Below are 15822 nucleotides of genomic sequence, written 5' to 3'. Positions count from 1 at the left end.
GCAGGGAAATGAGCGCTTACACCCAAGTTCTCTAAGGGCCCATTTTGACAACCTTCACTTCGGGTTAGGAACTGACTTTCGTTGCGTTTGGAACAAAAGGCTGGAATGGGCGGGGAGCGGGCATTCGCTGCGCGGTGAACGAATGGCCATAAAGCGCAGGAAGCGACCTGTCGCCTCCGTCTACGCAAGAGCGCCAAGCCATGGGATACCGTCGCCGCCGGTCCAAAGACTAGGTGTTCCCAACTCCGCTGGAGGCGGCCTGTCGCGCCATTGCGTCAAGGCGTCGGCATATATGCATTTCCATCCTCACAGAAATCCAGAAGTTTGGAGAGCTCCCCTCCGGTGACTTTGTAGCGGCCTCTACAATCTTTTCATATCCCCATGAGTCGTCGAGCGGACTATGGCTTGGATCGGACACCACGCGTTTTGCGGCAGCCTTATACATCGAGCTCCTCGGTGAGAGTAGCTTCTTCGTTTTGGGATCTACTTCGGGGGCAACTCGATGGTAGTAGACCGATTTTTTGTCGGTTGGAAAGTCAATCCTTGCTCTTAGGTATGAGCCTACAGGTATTTCTATGTCGTTCCGTATGGGATTGATCGAGCCATAGTCGCCGTATTCGATCGGCTGGTTCTGCACCCGGCTTATCTCTTCGTACAGCGTAAGCTCTTCAAGTCGGAATTCGTCGCGCTCTTCGTCGCCAACGTCCGTGACGCTCTTTGGAAAAGACGTTCCAAGGCTGACGATCCTTGCGTGAGGAATGATGGTACGAATTCTTCTAATGAGCGGAGCCACATAGGCGGCATGAAGCGATGCCGTGGAAGCTTGGACAAATTCGAAGTCGAGAACGATCTCAAACCGTTTATCATTCTCAATAAAGGCATTCGCCCTATTAGCTAGCATAGTTAAGTCATCGACGAAGCCTTCGTCGTGAAGCACCGAAGCTCGATAAGATATCAAGTCATATCGATCCTTAAATGCATCGAACTGGGCAAATATATCGGACTCGTACTGTTCGTAGTCATCGTCCTCTCCTGGATTAACTATGAGTGTCGGCCGAACCTTGTCATTCTCCGCATGAAGCTCATTCACTTTTGCGACCCACGCGGCGTAGCCGTCGACGCTACGTCCCAGCGCCTCCGTTTCGCTTGACCGCAACGTCGACTCCCGCGTGATGTCCACCACACAAACGCGACACTTGGTGAAGTCTTCAGTGATAGTCGAGTAAATCTTGGCGATGTTGTATTCAGCTGGCACCGATTTGTCTTTATTGGGACGTTTCCGCCCTCTGGTAATCTCGCAGTGAACAGACAGCTCAGTTTTGCGCGCGGGGCTCAAGTGCTTCCAGGCCCGTATCTCAGCGTCGCCCATTTTGAGCAGCAAGTGATATGTCATGTTATGCCGTAGCCCAGGTCACCGAGACGATACTTCAGAGATTCCTTTGAGACTCCTAACTCCAAGGCCATTTTCGTCAGATTACCACCGGATAGGCCGAATGCTCGGCGCACCAAGATTTCTGGCATGAGTAGTTCGGCCGCAAAAGTGTTGGCTTGATACTCAATCGAGTTCCTGTCGCCGTTTCGGTGCAATATTCGCTCGCCTTCAGGCATCGAGTCGATCTTCCCACGGTGCAGCAAGTAGTGTGCATATTCATGAGCCATAGAAAACCGCTGGCGGTTTTTATGGTGTTTCGAGTTCACGGCGATTTCGAACCTGTTATCAGCTATTCGCTTTATGTAAGCGTCATTGATTCCGAGATCTATAAAGCTCAGTTCGAGCTCGTCATTGGATTCAATAATCGACTCTATGGGAATGGACGAATCCATTGGAAGCCCCATTCTCTGGTAGTAATTCACCACCTGCTCGGGCGAGTCCAGAAGCCCCGGTGGCGGAAGTTCTCTTTGACTGGCTACTGTTCCGGGGCGTTGCGGCCTACGAGGTGATTTAGACACCATGTTCATCAACTCCAAACTAACCAGCTGTTTTATCAGGTTCGGTTACAGTCTCGCCTGTGTCTATTTCTTCAAATAGTCTATCGAGGCGCTCCATGCGCTCTGATAATCCGCCAATGAATTCAGTGTGCTCTCCCGATTTAGCCTTGAGCGCGTCAACGGTGGCTTTCGTCTCCTTGATTTCCTCTGAAATCTGTTCGATTAACAGAGTTCTCCCAGAACTATTGGTGAAAAAGTTTCTGGTGAGACCCGGCAACTCAGCTTCGACATGTTGCTTTGCCGAGTATCGAAGGCTCAAGGCCGCGATAATACCAATTAGCGTTAAGATACCAATCAAGATTACGATCAGATTAGTGTAGAAGCTTGACAGTACTGCTATCATCCCGTCCGAGGTCATCGTATTCTCGAAGAAGCAAATGCTTTTGTCTGCGTAAGTCCAACAGTCGCTTGCAGGAAACGTCGAGAACAGGACTCGAAAGCGGGTCCAACCGTACAGCACAGCAAGTGTCAGTAGCGACGTTAGGGCAGCTGTCGCCATCACGATCCCGATGGTAAGCCTGCTGGGGGCCGCCGTCGCATTGGGTTGATCTTGGTTCATCAAATTACTTGTCAATTATATCTCAAAGGTTTTTTGCACGGCGGTTGACGAATTGCAACTTTAACAAGCAGTGAGAATTATGTGAAAGCCTAGTCCGGCATCGAAACATTGCCACATCGGCTAAGGGCACCCTTATCTGCAACTGAGTATTCACGGACGCTGCCCTTGCCTGAGTGGACCGCTCAGGGATTGAGACCAGTCTTCCGCAGCAGTTTACTTGAACGACCGCTCAGGGCCGTTTGTGTCCATCAGGTACCACCCAATGCCAGAATTGGAGTGCCGTACTGCTGCAGGGCAGCTTGGAACTCAAACCTACCTGATACCAAACCCTAGATTGCACCCAAGCGACCAAGTCGCTAGATGGCTAGAGATCCACCAAAAGGAACTAATATGGGATTTCGTATCTGTTATCTTGCGAGCGAGGCTTTGCCGGACGAGCTAATTGACAAATTGGGTTTAACGAAGGGTGAACCGGCCGAAGAGATGCCAGATGGCAATTGGTGGACTGCAAGACTCAACAGCACCGGTTGGACCATCCTATGGTCAGAGGATGAAGGCTTTGGACGAAGCGTTCGAGATCAGGTTGCCGAACTGTCCCAGAAGCATCGGACATATATCTGCGAAGTTAACGAAACGGTTATGTGGAGCTCTTCCGAGTTATGGCAGAATGGTCGACAGATTTGGAAAGTCACTCACGCCGGAGACAGTGAAGACAGGTTCGATCTATCCGAAATCGGAGAATTTCCAGCAACCTACAACGAATTGAAGCAACGTCACGTTCTGGCTCAAGTGAATAAAGAGGAAAACATTGATTACGCCTTTGAAATCCCGCTTGACCTGCCTGCATTGGAGATTGGCTTCAGGCATGAGAATTACTTAGAAGCTGAGGATGTCGAGGTGTTTAATATTATCGCCCTGAAGAGCCCGAAGATAACACGAAGCTTATTGTCACGCATTTTTGGCAAATAACCCGCGAAGACAGTTGTGTCCGCAGCGCCAGCGCCTGGTTGCTAGCTGTCTTCTCTGATGCAACGAATGGTGGCTTCAGCGGTTCGCATCGCAGCATAATTTTGGCAGGTGGATGTCGGCTTCGGCCCAAAAGCACAAGACTGCTCCAAAAGGCCCGCCGCGCCTGACCGGAAACCAACACCCACTGAGCTGCCACTTCCGCCCTTTCAGCGCCCGGGACAATGGCTTAAGAAAAGAACTCTTCAGCTTTTCCAGCGCATAGAGGGGACACATGGAACAACGCAGATTGGGTGCCAACGGGCCGGAAGTGGGTGCCATCGGCTATGGGGCGATGTCCTTCTCCGACATGTACGGGCCGACGAACGAAGCGGAAAGCCACGCCATTTTGAATGCCTGCCGCGATCTGGGTGTCACGCATCTGGACACGGCCAATGTCTACGGCATGGGCAAATCGGAAAGCGCCCTCGGCACCTATCTGAAAGCCAATCCGGGTGCGCGGGACGAATTCGTGATCGCGACAAAGGCCACGATCACCACCGATGCGGACGGCAACCGCAGCTTCGACAATTCGGCGGAGCACCTTGAGGCCGAGCTGGACAAGTCTCTGCAGCGGCTTGGCGTGGAGTGCGTGGACCTGTTCTACGCCCATCGGCGCGACCCGCGCTTCACGCCGGAAGAAACGGCGGCCAATCTCGGCCGGCTGGTTGAAAAGGGCAAGACACGCGCCATCGGCCTGTCGGAAATCGCGCCGTCTACCCTGCGGCGTGCCATGAAGGTGTTTCCTGTTGCGGCCGTTCAATCGGAATATTCGCTCTCCACGCGCGCGCCAGACCTCGGGCTGGTGCAGGCCTGCGCCGAGCTTGGTGTTGCCATGGTGGCCTTTTCGCCCGTGGGCCGCTCGCTGCTGACGGACCACCCGGTCCCGCGTGAGCGGATCGCCGAGCTACCGTTCCTCAGCACGAACCCGCGGTTCATGGAGCCGAACCTGACGGAGAACCTGCGCATCATGGAAGGCTTCCGCAAGCTTGCAGCGGAGATGGGGACGACGGCGGCGGGGCTGGCGAATGCCTGGCTGCTGACCCGCGGGCCGCATGTGATACCGATCCCCGGAACGCGCTCCGTGGAGCACCTGCGGGAATGCATCTCGGGTGCGGCCCTGAACCTGACGGCAGCGGATCTGGAGCGTATCGAGGCCGTGCTACCCGTTGGCTGGGCCCACGGCGACCGCTACTCGGACGTGCAAAGCATCGGGCCGGAGCGCTATTGCTGAGATGAGCAGGCTGTTTGAAGAACTGGACTACGCGCCGACACCGATCGGCGCGATATCCCTGCGCCGCCGGCATATCCTGGCGCTGAAGACCGACGTCTTCGAAATCCTCCTTGGCGAGGAACACCTGATGTCGAGCCTGTTCACTGCCTCGGAAATTGCGCTGGCGGACAAGGGGCTTGCGGCCCTCGGCGGCGACACGCTGGACGTGCTGGTGGGCGGACTTGGGCTTGGTTACACTGCGCAGGCCGTCCTGGCCCATGAGAGCGTTGCCGACCTCACCGTGGTCGATCTGCTGGAGCCTGTCATTCGCTGGCATGAGGAAGGCCTCGTGCCGATGAAAACCGAGCTTGCCGACAACCCTCGCTGCCGGCTGGTGCAGGGCGATTTCTTCGCCATGGCAGCATCGGAAGACGGCTTTGATAGAGACCATCCCGGCCGCCAGTATGACGCGCTTCTGATCGATATCGACCACACCCCGGAACGGCTGCTGCATGGCGGCTCCAAAGGCTTTTACACGCCCGAGGGCCTGCGCTCCGTCCAGCGTTTCGTGAAACCGGGCGGGATCGTCGGGCTGTGGTCGGATGAAGCCCCGGACGAGGCCATCACGGCCTTGCTTGGCCAGGCGTTTGACGCGGCCTGGGCCGAACCGGTGGTGTTTCCAAATCCCCTGCAGGACGGGCGCGAGGTGACCCAGGCCGTCTATCTGGGGCGCAAGGGGTGAGTGGCTTGCGCTCAGGCGCGCGGGAAATAGCTTTCCCGCTCGGCATCCATGGCCTTCCGCCAGCGGGCCTTTAAAGAGCCGCGGCTTTCCGGATAGCGTTGATCCAGCGCCTCGGCAAAGGTCATGCGGTCGGTGCGGAAATAGCGGAAGCCCTGGCGCAGCTCGCACCAGGCCGCAAGAATGCGGCCTTCGTCCCGGTAGCCCAGCAACACGGGCCAGACCACGCGCTTACTCTCCCTGCCATCGCCGTCGCGGTAGCCCAGCGACACCTTCCTGCCTTCCAGAATGGCCTGCCGCAGCATGCCCGCGTCGACCTTGTCTTCTGATGCCGGGCTGACAGGCCGCACGCTCATCGCGGCTGCCGCAATGTGGCGGCGCAAGGGCCCGGGCGTGATGGCCTCTATCTTGGCGATCAGGTTCTCCGCTGCCCTGGCGAGTTCCGGCTCGGCGCGGGTGGAAACCCACAAGGCCCCCAGAACCGCGGCATCGATTTCCTCGGCTGTCAGCATCAGGGGCGGCATGTCGAAGCCCTCTTCCAGAACATAGCCGACACCAGCCTCGCCCCGGATCGGCACGCGCTGCGCCGTCAAGGTGGCGATGTCGCGATAGACCGAGCGCTTGGAAACCTCCAGCTCGTCCGCGATCGCCTGCGCCGACACCGGCTGGCGCACCCGGCGCAGGATCTGGATGATTTCAAACAGTCTGTCCGCGCGCCGCATGGCCCGTCTCCCCGGCACGATGCTGCCAACACGGTGTCAGCAGGGGGCCTTTATAGGACCCGGACACCAGAGTTGAAAGCGTCCGGAAGACCATGACCCGAAACCTGACAAAACACCTTTTGTGGATCCTCGCGATCCTTTTTCTGACAAGCGGAACAGCGCTTCATGCGCAGGAGACAGACATGACAAATTCACAAGCAGCAGCCGTTCAAAGACTTGGCGTCTATGTGCTGTCCAGCGACCTGCGCCGTTCACGTGAGTTCTACCAGGACCTCTTCAATGCCACCCCCACGGTGGAGACGGACGTCTTCATCGGCTTCGATGTGGCCGGTGGGCTGTTTGCCGTCATTTCAAAACAGGCCTTCGCGCCGGATGCGAAGCTCGGCGGCAACACAGTGCCCTATCTGAAGGTCGACGACATTCAGGCGGCCCTGCAGCATGTCGAGACAATCGCCCCCGATGCGCTGAAGGCCCCCGGCCTGATCAGCGAAGGGCCGATCAGTCTGTTCAAGGTCACCGATCCGGATGGCAACATCCTCGAATATTATGCACTCAACATGCCGATCGACGGACTCTAGAACAGCTACTCGGCAGCTTCATCCGGCGTGCCCAGAGACGCCAGTCCCTTGGGCGTCAGGGCGTAGATGCCTCTTTCCACCCGCTCGAACCAGCCGTAGTGATCGTCGGCCATCATGCGGGTTGCGGTGGCAACGCCTGTTGCCCTGGCCACATCCGCGCCGCGGCTGGGGCCGTTGGTGGAAAGATGTTCCGCGCAGCGGATCGCATCCTGCCGGTAGGCCGTCACGAGCGTGGTGCGCGTCGAACCGCCGGTGTTCGGGTCACCGACCCGGCGGGCAAACTCCCGCAGGAGCCGATCCTTGCGCGGCTTGGACTTGCGCGGGGTGAAAGGCGCCGGGTCCAGGTGCACCTCGACAACGCCATCCGGCAGCCTGACGGTGATCACGCCAAGGCCCAGCCTTCGGGCAAGCTGCAGGTTCTTCTTCAGAGACTGTAGAAACTGCCGACCCTTGCCCCGGACGACCGCGACATAGACTGCGTCGGTCACCGACTGGCGCACGACCGCCTGATGAAACAGGCTCAAGGTGAACCCGGTCTTGAGTTCGACAATCACCGGATCCGCACCCTCGCGGCACGCTACGATATCGGCCGAACCGACTTCGGCCTTCACCTCATATCCCTGCTCAACAAGAAAAGCTTTGACCGGCGGATAGAGCTCGGTTTCCAGAATGCGCCCCATGGCGGCATCCTACGTGCGAAGCCATGGGCGGGCAATCTTCCGGCTGGGGCTGCCGGGCGAAATCCAAGGAATAGATCCGCCGTGGCGTTTCAGGGACGGAGCCGAAAGCCGACACTTTCAAAAAAGACCGGACCACATTGCGTGACCCGGTCCGATCCATCCTTGCGCGTTCCAGATGAGAACGCAGGCGGCCATGGTTACTGCGCCGTCTGAGGTTCCCCCACTGCGGGGGCATTCAGCTGCTCTGCCTCCTGCCGTGCCTTTGCAGCTTCTTCCGCCTGGCGTATCTGCAGAGACGTCAGAAACGCAGGAGCTGCATCAACCTCGTCCAGAGAGGCCTTGATCACCAGCTTCTGGTCACCCGGCTCCACCTTGCTGTGCTCGACCGCATCATAGGGAACGCCGACCAGCTTGGTGCCAAGGCCCAGAAACCCTCCTGCCTCGATCACGACACCAACGACCTTGCCTTCGCCATCGATTTCAAGCGCGGCCACCTCGCCAATCGTGTCACCAGCCGGATTGGTGACTTCCTGCCCGATCAGGTTGCTGGAAAGCCAATGGCCGGATTCCTGCTGGGCAAGGAACGGGGTCACGCCTTCGAACGCGATCTCAGGCGCATCGCCCTCGGGCATAGTTTCCTGGATCATCGGGTCTGCTTCGCGGGGTTGAGAGGTCTCCTGCGCCAGCGCGGGACTGAGCGACAGCGCCAGGGCGGCGATTGTGGCCGGAACGATGTTGCGTTTCATGATTCACTCCCTTGTTGCCGCGCCGGCAGAGCAGACAACCCGTTCGCCCTCACCGATGCGTAGACAAACAGATAGGAAGCAAAATTGGCCTTTTCGGGCAAAGGCCTGATAAAATTAGCTATTAAATATCAGCAGGTTAGCCATTGATGCATGACGGGACATACCCGCAAAACGTGTCAATTTGATGATCGATTCAATCTATACGGGCACCGTATAGCCACCGCACGCCCTCGATATCGCTCGGCTGCAGACCCTCGAAGGTTTCCCGGTACTTGAAGTGCATGATCGAGCTCTTGCGAAGGTAGTGATCGAGGCCGATCGCATGACCGATTTCATGGGCGAAGGTGTACTGCAAATCGTAGGTCTTCAAATCGCCGTCGAAGCCGATTTTCCATTTGTGAACCGGATTGAGACAAACGGCAGACCGGGTGATGCGGGCAAGCTTGGCCGCCGCCGTGGCACCTGACCGTGCTTCCGGTTGCCGGCCGGGTTTTCCGAGACCCCGGTCTGAAACGTCGGTCACATTCGACTTCGGACGATCTGCAAAGTCGGACTGAAACCTGACGTTGGTGAACGCAAATCCCCTCGGAATGGACTGCACGCCCAGCAGAATATCTGCCGCGTTCACGTCCCCAATCTCTTCGAAGGTGAGCCCGCTGACATTTTGCCAAAGCTGGAAAGCGAGCGACGCCTGGCGCCGCACGTCCTCAAGGCCCAGGGAACTCAAGCGCGCAAGGCGCGCCAGACTGTCCATCGCCCCGCAATTTCGCGCTTTCTCCTGCACGATGGGCTGCTGCACGAAGGCATAGGTGACGTGAGCCGGCGTGCCGAGCTCCGTCTTTCCCCATTTCACGAGATGTCCTTCCAGCTTGAGCGGGGCAAAACCTGCAGCGTTGCCTGCCAGTGAAGGAACCAATGAACAAAAAGTCACAATTGCAGCGATGAGGAAAATGAAGCCGGTCTTCAATGTCTCACTCTTTGGTCGTTCAAGGGTCGGGTAAGACTGCTGACCGTAACGCCAAGGCCGCGTCCTGGATCAGTTTACAATGCGGCAGCTTTACCGCGCCTTGCGAAGGCCCTCAGGCCTGCATCCAAGAGCCAACACCAAGGCAACTCTCAGCTTCTTGCATCTGCGCCGAACGTTACGTCACATTGCCGGCGAAGAAAATCCGGAAAAATCCCATGCAGACGCGAAATCCCGAGAAAATTTCAAGCGATTGAAAAATTGCAACAGTCCAACCACCCGAATGCGATGCCGTTTGCTCACGCAGGTGTGAGCACGATCCGCTGAATGAAACGTCCCGATGCCTCGGAAATGCCCGGAAACACCCTATACTTGAACATCGGACGCGCCCGGTACCCACAAGGAGCCGGGCCCAAACGCCCGACAGGAGATTACTCATGACATCCGGTCTCATTACCCGCCGAAACCTGCTTGTCACCGGAACCGCCCTGCTGGTGTCGGGTGCATCCGGGTTGAGTGTTCCCGCACAGGCCAAAGGCGTGGCGCCGACAGCGTCGATGCGGGGCGGGTCCAACAACTATCGGCCCGGTGCGCCCATTGTCGACAGGATTGGCGGTGGCGGTTTCTGGATGAACGGAACCGTGCGGCGCGCAGGTGACGGTGCCCCTCTGGCAGGCCAGCGCATTCAGATCTGGGCACATACGACCGAAGGGAACGAACGCGACCAGCGCAGCCATGGCGCGACGCTCACCGATGCCAATGGCGTCTTCCGCCTGGAAATGCCGCAGATCGTTCCGGCCTTCGGCCAGCCACACGGGCATCTGGCCTATGACAGTGGAGAGTTCGAAACCGTCTTTCTGCGGCCGGTGATGAGAAGCTCGGCCGACACCAGCCTGGAAGCACATTTCGTGCTGCAGCCTGCTTGACCCGGACTTGCCCGACGGCATGAACCGCCTTCGTGCTCTTCTGATATGGGCCATCCTGGCAACGATCCTTTTTGTGCCGATGCTCGCGGCGGCGGCAAGCCCGCTGCTGCAATGGCGCCAGCCGGTCTATATCGCGGCCGGCTTTGCCGGCATTGCAGCGATGGCGCTGCTCTTGTTGCAGCCCTTGCTGGCTGGAGGTTATCTCCCTGGTGCTGAAGGCCTGAAGGGCAGGCGCCTGCACCGCTGGACCGGCTCGTTGCTGGTGCTGGCGATCATCCTGCATGTCGGCGGGCTCTGGATCACCAGTCCACCGGATGTCATCGACGCCCTTCTCTTCAGATCACCGACACCCTTTTCCGTCTGGGGCGTGCTTGCCATGTGGGCCGTATTCGCCGCGGCATTGCTCGCCGCAGTCCGACGGCGCCTGCCAATCCCCCCGCGTCTTTGGCGCCGCCTCCACACCCTCCTTGCCATGATGATCGTCATCGGCAGCGCCGCCCATGCGCTGTTGATCGAAGGCACGATGGAGACACTGTCCAAGGCCGCGCTTTGTGCTTTGGCAGTGGCCGCGACGGTAAAAGTGATCTTCGACCTGAAAATCTGGGCGATGAGACCGCGCCAGAAGAAGACTGGCTCCTGATTACCATGCAGCGCTTCAAGCAGCCGCGGCACAGAACTGCCTTAAAAGGACAGGTTTCATATCTTGCGATGTGAGCGCGCAAGAACCCATGCTATGGTTTTTCCGATTTCTGTTCATGCCAAATGGCAGCACCTCTTTTGCCTCCACTGCGGAATTTTCCAGGTTTTGACTGTTCGGGAAATCCGAACTTCTCTCGTGGTGGCAGGTGCAGCCTGGTGACATTTCGAAAGCCTGATTTGCCATGCCCTTCCGTTTTCCTGCCCGGCCCTTTTTCTTTCTTGCCACACTGGTGCTGTTCGCCCAGAGCGCCTCATCCGCTGAGTTGACGCTTGTCTCCTTCCGCTACAGCGACGATGCGCCGGTGGTGCATCTGCGGTTGGAAGGGGAAATACGGGCGGAGGATGGCGACCGCGTGGAGGAGGCCTTCGCGCAGCTGGCGCGCTGTTCGGGTGCGGCCTGCAACAACGATTTTGGCGGGCCGCGTGCCGTCGTCTCGCTGTCGAGCCCCGGTGGTTCCTATTCAGCCGGCGTAAAGCTTGCGGACTTCTTCAGAAACAACACCATCGCAACAGTGGTCGAAGCTGGAGACAGCTGCGTTTCGGCCTGTGCCATGGCGTTTCTGGGCGGCTCGTCCTTCTGGCCGACCGGCGGCATCGGCACCTTCATCGACCGCACCATCGAACCGGGTGCAAGGGTCGGTTTCCACTCGCCCTATTTTACCGAAGAGACTGCGGTTGCCGCCGTCCGCAGCGGTCAATTGGGTCAGCTGCTCGAGCTGACCCGGCTTGCGATTGCCGACATCGTCAAGAACCTGACACGCTACTCGGTCAGTCAGCATGTGCTGGACCGGATCATCAGCATGGGCCCGGAAGGATTTTATGAAGTCGATACGCCCGCCGCGCTCTTTGCGATCAGGGCGCAATTGCCCAGCTTCGACCCGGCCCTTCTGAACATCCCGTTCGAGAACCAGATCCTGAACGTGTGCAGCCGCCTGGCCGCGCTGCACTACGAGCAACCCCTGGGCCTGCTCGATGCGTCGCTGCTGGAAGATACCAACGACGGCCGCACACCGGAGGGCGACAGGATCAGGCTCTACGACCTTGCCGACCGGCCGCTCAACGTTGCTGGCTGCGGCGTTCCGCGTGACAAGCAGTCCGGCACCATCGATACCATGTCACTCTACCGGCTGGTCAGCGACGGCGAAATCTTCGAGCCGCTATTGTCGTTTCACAATTCGAAAGACGGCGGCTGGTCGTCGCTTGGTTATCGGGGAGGACGGGCAACGGACGCTTTCATCAAGCTGGGGCCGCTCAACCATGTGCTGATGGCTCCGGACGAAAAGCTGAACGACCTGCCACGCGCGGTTTGGGAAGAAATAGAAGCCGCCAAAGGCCGGGTCGCCAACCCGCACCTGCCGAGCCACAGCCGCCCCTGGCCCGTGGAAACCATGGCCGCAACACAATGGTCGCGCAGCTACCTCGGCGAAGGACTGACGATTGTCGAACAGACCGGCCCGGCAAAGCTCTTTGAAGAGCTGGCCGAGCAGGCGGAAGGAACCAGCATTCTCTATAGCCAGGACAAGCCGGACACTCTGGTACGGTCCGGCGAGGACACCGAAACCGGCACCTCCTACTACTGGCTCGCCCTTCGCTCCGGCAACCGGGCCGCCACCATTCGCGTTGAAGCGCCCGCTCTGGCAGCAGGCCTCACCAACGCCCAGAAATCCCTCATGAGCCTGGTGGCCTGCTCAAGCGATTTCGAAGGCGTTCATCTGGGGTGTTTCAAGTAAGGCGGTTCGAAAACCGCGCGTCAGGACACGGCGCCATGTTCAGCGAGAAAATTCAGCAGCACGCGGACACGGGCCGGCAAAGGGCCGCCCTGGCCGGTGTAGACCGCGTGGAAGGCTTCGCTGTCGTCTGCATAACACTTTTCAAGAACCGGCTTCAGACGTCCCGCAGCGATGTCAGCACGTACGGTAAAGGCGGCCAGACGCGCCAGCCCAAGGCCGTTGATCGCCAGCCGGCGGATGGCCTCGCCGTCGCTCGCCTGAACGCGCCCGGGCGGGCAGACTGCTATCGGTTCGTCGTCGCGCAGAAAGCGCCAGGTATCGACTTCCCGCGGATAGTTGAACCCGATTTTTCTGTGCCCCTCCAGATCCGCGACACAGGCAGGTTCCTCGACACGCTGAAGATAGTCAGGCGAGGCGACGATCAGCATCGGTGTTTCGCCGAGCTTGCGTGCTACCAGGCTGGAGTCCTTGAGCGGCCCTGCCCGCACCACAACATCCGTCCGCTCCGCGAGAAGGTCGATCAAGGCGTCGGTCAGAACGATTTCGAGAGAGATGTCTGGGTACTGCTCGAGGAACACAGGCAGGACGGGCTCAAGAATGTGGGTCGCATAGGAGGCGCTGGTGTTCAGCCGAATGCGGCCGACCGGCTGCTCGCCCAACCCTGCCTGCCGTTCCGCTTCATCGATGCTTGAGAGAATTTCTCGCGCACGCTCGTAAAAGACACATCCTTCGGCCGTCAGGTCCAGGCGTCGGGTGGACCGGTTGAAAAGCCGTGCACCAAGCCGTGTCTCGAGCCGGGAAATCAGTTTGCTGACTGCAGACTGGGTCATCCCCAGGTGCCTGGCTGCGTGGGAAAACCCGCCTAGTTCAACAACCTGAACAAAGACCTCCATCTCACCGCTGCGGTTTATGCTGGCGCGCGACATATGACTTCAATTCACTTATTATATTCATTTCGGGCGTATAGTTCATGATATGAGCACTGCCTAGGTTCCGTCCATCGAAATTTCATGGACCGGATCCAAAATGCCCCTTGCTCTTTATGCACTGGCGGCCGGAGCCTTCGGCATCGGCGTCACAGAATTCGTCATCATGGGCCTTCTGCTAGAGGTCAGCCGCGATCTTGGTGTCTCGGTCGCTGCAGCAGGAATGCTCATCTCCGGCTACGCCCTCGGGGTCGTGGTCGGCGCGCCCATCCTGACCGTCTTCACCGCGACATGGAACAGGAAGCGCGTGCTGATCGGCCTGATGGTGATCTTCATCATCGGGAACGCCGCTTGCGCGCTTGCGCCCAGCTACGACCTGCTGATGGCAGCCCGTATCCTCACGGCCCTCGCTCATGGAACCTACTTCGGTGTCGGCTCGGTCTTTGCCGCCTCCATGGTCGGCAAGGACAAGCAGGCGTCCGCAATTGCCATCATGTTTACAGGGCTGACGCTTGCCAACATCCTCGGCGTGCCGGCCGGAACCTGGCTTGGCCAGCAATTCAGCTGGCGCATGACCTTCTGGGCCGTGACGCTGATCGGCCTGGCCGCACTGGCCGTGCTCATTCTGCTCGTGCCGACGGATCGTTCGCGCGCCGCACAATCCGGCTGGCGGGCCGATCTGAAGGCCGTGTCGCGCGCCTCCGTCCTTCTCGGTTTCCTGACGACGGTCCTGGGGTTTGCAGGCGTCTTCACCCTGTTCACCTACATCGCCCCGTTGCTGACGCAGGTCAGTGGATTTGCCGACACGGCGGTATCCCCGATCCTGTTGATCTTCGGTGGGGGGCTGGTCGCCGGAAATCTCCTGGGCGGAAAACTTGCCGACATCAGACTGAAGACCGCGCTCATCGGCAGCATGGCAGCCCTTGCACTCGTGCTGGCGGTCATGTCCGCCGCCTTTGGAAACCAGACCGCCGCCGTGGTGCTGACGGGACTGCTCGGCGTGGCGGGTTTCGCAACGGTTCCGCCGCTTCAGTCCTGGGTTCTGTCGAAGGCCGTTGGCGCCGGAGAAAGCCTTGCGTCCAGCCTGAACATTGCCGCCTTCAATCTCGGCAACGCACTTGGGGCCTGGGCCGGCGGCCTGGCCATCTCCCGTGGGCCCGGACTTGAAAACCTGCCCCTGGTCGCCGCGGGCTTCCCCCTCCTCGCCATCGTGGTCGCGCTTGCCTCCTTTGCGATTGAGCGGCGGCGCGTGCCCTCCCCGATCTCCACTCACCAGACTGCCAGCTAGAAAGGACATCACCGACATGGACTATCGCTATCTTGGAAACTCCGGGCTCAAGGTTCCCGCCCTCAGCTTCGGTGCCGGCACATTCGGTGGCTCCGGCCCACTCTTCAGTCATTGGGGCACAACGGACGTCGCAGAAGCGCGCCGCCTTGTCGACATCTGCCTCGAGGCCGGCGTCAACCTGTTCGACACCGCGGACAACTACTCCGAAGGCGCTTCGGAAGAAGTGCTCGGTGAAGCAATCAAGGGCCGCCGCGACGAGGTCCTGCTCTCCACGAAAATGAGCCTCCCCCTGGGGGATGGATCCAATGAGGCAGGGTCTTCACGGTTCAGGCTGATCAGGGGTGTCGAGGCTGCACTCAAGCGCCTTGGAACGGACCATATCGATCTTCTGCAACTGCACGCATTCGACGCGTTCACCCCGGTGGAAGAGGTGCTGTCGACGCTCGACCAGCTCGTCCGCGACGGGAAAATCCGCTATGTCGGGGTATCCAACTTCTCCGGATGGCAGATCATGAAATCGCTGGCCGTTGCGGAGAAACACGGCTGGCCGCGCTATGTCGCAAACCAGGTTTATTATTCTCTCGTCGGACGGGACTACGAGTGGGACCTGATGCCTCTCGGCGCAGACCAGGGCCTGGGCGCCATGGTATGGAGCCCACTTGGCTGGGGTCGGCTGACCGGCAAGATCCGCAGGAACAATCCGATCCCCGAGGGCAGCCGACTGCATGAGACCGCAAGTTTCGGACCTCCCGTGGAAGACGATCTGCTCTATTCGGTCGTCGACGTCCTGGATGCGATTGCCGAAGAAACCGGCAAGACAGTCCCGCAAGTGGCGATCAACTGGCTGCTTCAACGCCCCACTGTCGCGTCGGTCATCATCGGGGCGCGCAACGAAGCGCAACTTCGCGACAATCTGGGAGCAACGGGTTGGGCACTGACGGACGAGCAGATTGCCCGTCTTGATGCTTCGAGCGCGCGGACTGCTTCCTATCCGCATTTTCCCTATCAGAGGCAGGAGGCTTTCGCACAGCTCAACCCATCCCTGGTCTGACGGGCAA

At 59.1% G+C, this 15822-nt stretch carries 17 protein-coding genes; 9 read left to right on the top strand and 8 right to left on the bottom strand.

The window, feature by feature from the left end; translation table 11 throughout:
* Window positions 1-229: 229 nt before the first annotated feature.
* Genes Q666_RS36875 through Q666_RS36870 form a run of 3 tightly spaced genes read right to left on the bottom strand, consistent with a single transcriptional unit; the run spans window position 230 to window position 2563 of the window.
* Window positions 230-1381, bottom strand: coding sequence for a hypothetical protein (locus Q666_RS36875; RefSeq protein WP_161633211.1), 1152 nt, complete (start codon window positions 1379-1381; stop codon window positions 230-232).
* Window positions 1382-1389: 8 nt separating this feature from the next.
* The gene (locus Q666_RS0132750; RefSeq protein WP_081713167.1) at window positions 1390-1959 is read right to left on the bottom strand and encodes an ImmA/IrrE family metallo-endopeptidase; all 570 of its coding nucleotides are present in this window, start codon (window positions 1957-1959) and stop codon (window positions 1390-1392) included.
* A gap of 10 nt (window positions 1960-1969) precedes the next feature.
* Entirely contained in the window at window positions 1970-2563 is a 594-nt protein-coding gene (locus Q666_RS36870) for a hypothetical protein (protein ID WP_152533257.1), read from the bottom strand.
* A 375-nt stretch (window positions 2564-2938) separates the two neighbouring features.
* On the opposite strand from Q666_RS36870, the gene Q666_RS36865 reads away from it, so the two are divergent.
* The 3 genes from Q666_RS36865 to Q666_RS36855 all read left to right on the top strand — a co-directional run bounded on the left by Q666_RS36865 (window position 2939) and on the right by Q666_RS36855 (window position 5508).
* Window positions 2939-3517 (top strand): hypothetical protein, encoded by a 579-nt coding sequence (locus tag Q666_RS36865; protein ID WP_031284951.1) that lies wholly within the window; start codon window positions 2939-2941, stop codon window positions 3515-3517.
* A gap of 271 nt (window positions 3518-3788) precedes the next feature.
* Entirely contained in the window at window positions 3789-4787 is a 999-nt protein-coding gene (locus tag Q666_RS36860) for an aldo/keto reductase (protein WP_022998899.1), read from the top strand.
* A gap of 1 nt (window position 4788) precedes the next feature.
* Window positions 4789-5508 carry a spermidine synthase gene (locus tag Q666_RS36855; protein ID WP_022998900.1) on the top strand — a complete coding sequence of 240 codons (720 nt, stop codon included), beginning with the start codon at window positions 4789-4791 and terminating at the stop codon, window positions 5506-5508.
* Window positions 5509-5519: 11 nt separating this feature from the next.
* On the opposite strand, the gene Q666_RS36850 is transcribed toward Q666_RS36855, so the two are convergent.
* A complete protein-coding gene (locus Q666_RS36850) occupies window positions 5520-6227 on the bottom strand; it encodes a YafY family protein (protein WP_022998901.1) in 708 nt (235 codons plus the stop codon).
* 182 nt (window positions 6228-6409) lie between these two features.
* Here Q666_RS36850 and Q666_RS36845 point away from each other — a divergent pair, with 182 nt between their 5' ends.
* Window positions 6410-6805, top strand: a complete 396-nt coding sequence (locus tag Q666_RS36845) for a VOC family protein (protein ID WP_152533256.1) — start codon at window positions 6410-6412, stop codon at window positions 6803-6805.
* A gap of 5 nt (window positions 6806-6810) precedes the next feature.
* Here Q666_RS36845 and Q666_RS36840 read toward each other — a convergent pair whose 3' ends face one another.
* From Q666_RS36840 to Q666_RS36830, 3 genes are all read right to left on the bottom strand, one after another.
* Window positions 6811-7485 carry a DUF2161 family putative PD-(D/E)XK-type phosphodiesterase gene (locus tag Q666_RS36840; protein WP_022998903.1) on the bottom strand — a complete coding sequence of 225 codons (675 nt, stop codon included), beginning with the start codon at window positions 7483-7485 and terminating at the stop codon, window positions 6811-6813.
* Window positions 7486-7682: 197 nt separating this feature from the next.
* Window positions 7683-8231, bottom strand: coding sequence for a PRC-barrel domain-containing protein (locus tag Q666_RS36835; RefSeq protein ID WP_022998904.1), 549 nt, complete (start codon window positions 8229-8231; stop codon window positions 7683-7685).
* Window positions 8232-8424: 193 nt separating this feature from the next.
* Window positions 8425-9084, bottom strand: a complete 660-nt coding sequence (locus tag Q666_RS36830) for a matrixin family metalloprotease (protein ID WP_152533255.1) — start codon at window positions 9082-9084, stop codon at window positions 8425-8427.
* A 548-nt stretch (window positions 9085-9632) separates the two neighbouring features.
* On the opposite strand from Q666_RS36830, the gene Q666_RS36825 reads away from it, so the two are divergent.
* The 3 genes from Q666_RS36825 (at window position 9633) to Q666_RS64685 (ending at window position 12550) form a co-directional block, all read left to right on the top strand.
* Window positions 9633-10121, top strand: coding sequence for a twin-arginine translocation pathway signal (locus Q666_RS36825; protein ID WP_022998906.1), 489 nt, complete (start codon window positions 9633-9635; stop codon window positions 10119-10121).
* Window positions 10122-10140: 19 nt separating this feature from the next.
* Window positions 10141-10761 (top strand): ferric reductase-like transmembrane domain-containing protein, encoded by a 621-nt coding sequence (locus Q666_RS36820; protein WP_031268642.1) that lies wholly within the window; start codon window positions 10141-10143, stop codon window positions 10759-10761.
* A 241-nt stretch (window positions 10762-11002) separates the two neighbouring features.
* Complete coding sequence (locus Q666_RS64685) at window positions 11003-12550, top strand: hypothetical protein (RefSeq protein WP_022998908.1); 1548 nt, start codon at window positions 11003-11005, stop codon at window positions 12548-12550.
* A gap of 20 nt (window positions 12551-12570) precedes the next feature.
* Here Q666_RS64685 and Q666_RS36810 read toward each other — a convergent pair whose 3' ends face one another.
* The gene (locus tag Q666_RS36810; RefSeq protein WP_022998909.1) at window positions 12571-13476 is read right to left on the bottom strand and encodes a LysR family transcriptional regulator; all 906 of its coding nucleotides are present in this window, start codon (window positions 13474-13476) and stop codon (window positions 12571-12573) included.
* Between the two features lie 100 nt (window positions 13477-13576).
* Here Q666_RS36810 and Q666_RS36805 point away from each other — a divergent pair, with 100 nt between their 5' ends.
* A complete protein-coding gene (locus tag Q666_RS36805; protein WP_022998910.1) occupies window positions 13577-14764 on the top strand; it encodes an MFS transporter in 1188 nt (395 codons plus the stop codon).
* Window positions 14765-14780: 16 nt separating this feature from the next.
* Entirely contained in the window at window positions 14781-15815 is a 1035-nt protein-coding gene (locus tag Q666_RS36800; RefSeq protein WP_022998911.1) for an aldo/keto reductase, read from the top strand.
* Window positions 15816-15822: the final 7 nt, after the last annotated feature.

It is taken from the genome of Labrenzia sp. C1B70 (assembly GCF_000475395.1).
GTDB classification, from domain to species: Bacteria; Pseudomonadota; Alphaproteobacteria; order Rhizobiales; family Stappiaceae; genus Roseibium; species Roseibium algicola.
Note: the sequence above shows the minus strand (reverse complement) of the source record. Positions and strands in the feature narration are given on the sequence as shown.

Coding starts and splice junctions, on each gene's coding strand:
- Q666_RS64685 (WP_022998908.1), top strand. CDS start 11,003: ATGCCCTTCCGTTTTCCTGCCCGGCCCTTTTTCTTTCTTGCCACACTG.
- Q666_RS36860 (WP_022998899.1), top strand. CDS start 3,789: ATGGAACAACGCAGATTGGGTGCCAACGGGCCGGAAGTGGGTGCCATC.
- Q666_RS36800 (WP_022998911.1), top strand. CDS start 14,781: ATGGACTATCGCTATCTTGGAAACTCCGGGCTCAAGGTTCCCGCCCTC.
- Q666_RS36805 (WP_022998910.1), top strand. CDS start 13,577: ATGCCCCTTGCTCTTTATGCACTGGCGGCCGGAGCCTTCGGCATCGGC.
- Q666_RS36825 (WP_022998906.1), top strand. CDS start 9,633: ATGACATCCGGTCTCATTACCCGCCGAAACCTGCTTGTCACCGGAACC.
- Q666_RS36835 (WP_022998904.1), bottom strand. CDS start 8,231: ATGAAACGCAACATCGTTCCGGCCACAATCGCCGCCCTGGCGCTGTCG.
- Q666_RS36810 (WP_022998909.1), bottom strand. CDS start 13,476: ATGTCGCGCGCCAGCATAAACCGCAGCGGTGAGATGGAGGTCTTTGTT.
- Q666_RS36820 (WP_031268642.1), top strand. CDS start 10,141: ATGAACCGCCTTCGTGCTCTTCTGATATGGGCCATCCTGGCAACGATC.
- Q666_RS36845 (WP_152533256.1), top strand. CDS start 6,410: ATGACAAATTCACAAGCAGCAGCCGTTCAAAGACTTGGCGTCTATGTG.
- Q666_RS36855 (WP_022998900.1), top strand. CDS start 4,789: ATGAGCAGGCTGTTTGAAGAACTGGACTACGCGCCGACACCGATCGGC.
- Q666_RS36865 (WP_031284951.1), top strand. CDS start 2,939: ATGGGATTTCGTATCTGTTATCTTGCGAGCGAGGCTTTGCCGGACGAG.
- Q666_RS36840 (WP_022998903.1), bottom strand. CDS start 7,485: ATGGGGCGCATTCTGGAAACCGAGCTCTATCCGCCGGTCAAAGCTTTT.
- Q666_RS36850 (WP_022998901.1), bottom strand. CDS start 6,227: ATGCGGCGCGCGGACAGACTGTTTGAAATCATCCAGATCCTGCGCCGG.
- Q666_RS0132750 (WP_081713167.1), bottom strand. CDS start 1,959: ATGAACATGGTGTCTAAATCACCTCGTAGGCCGCAACGCCCCGGAACA.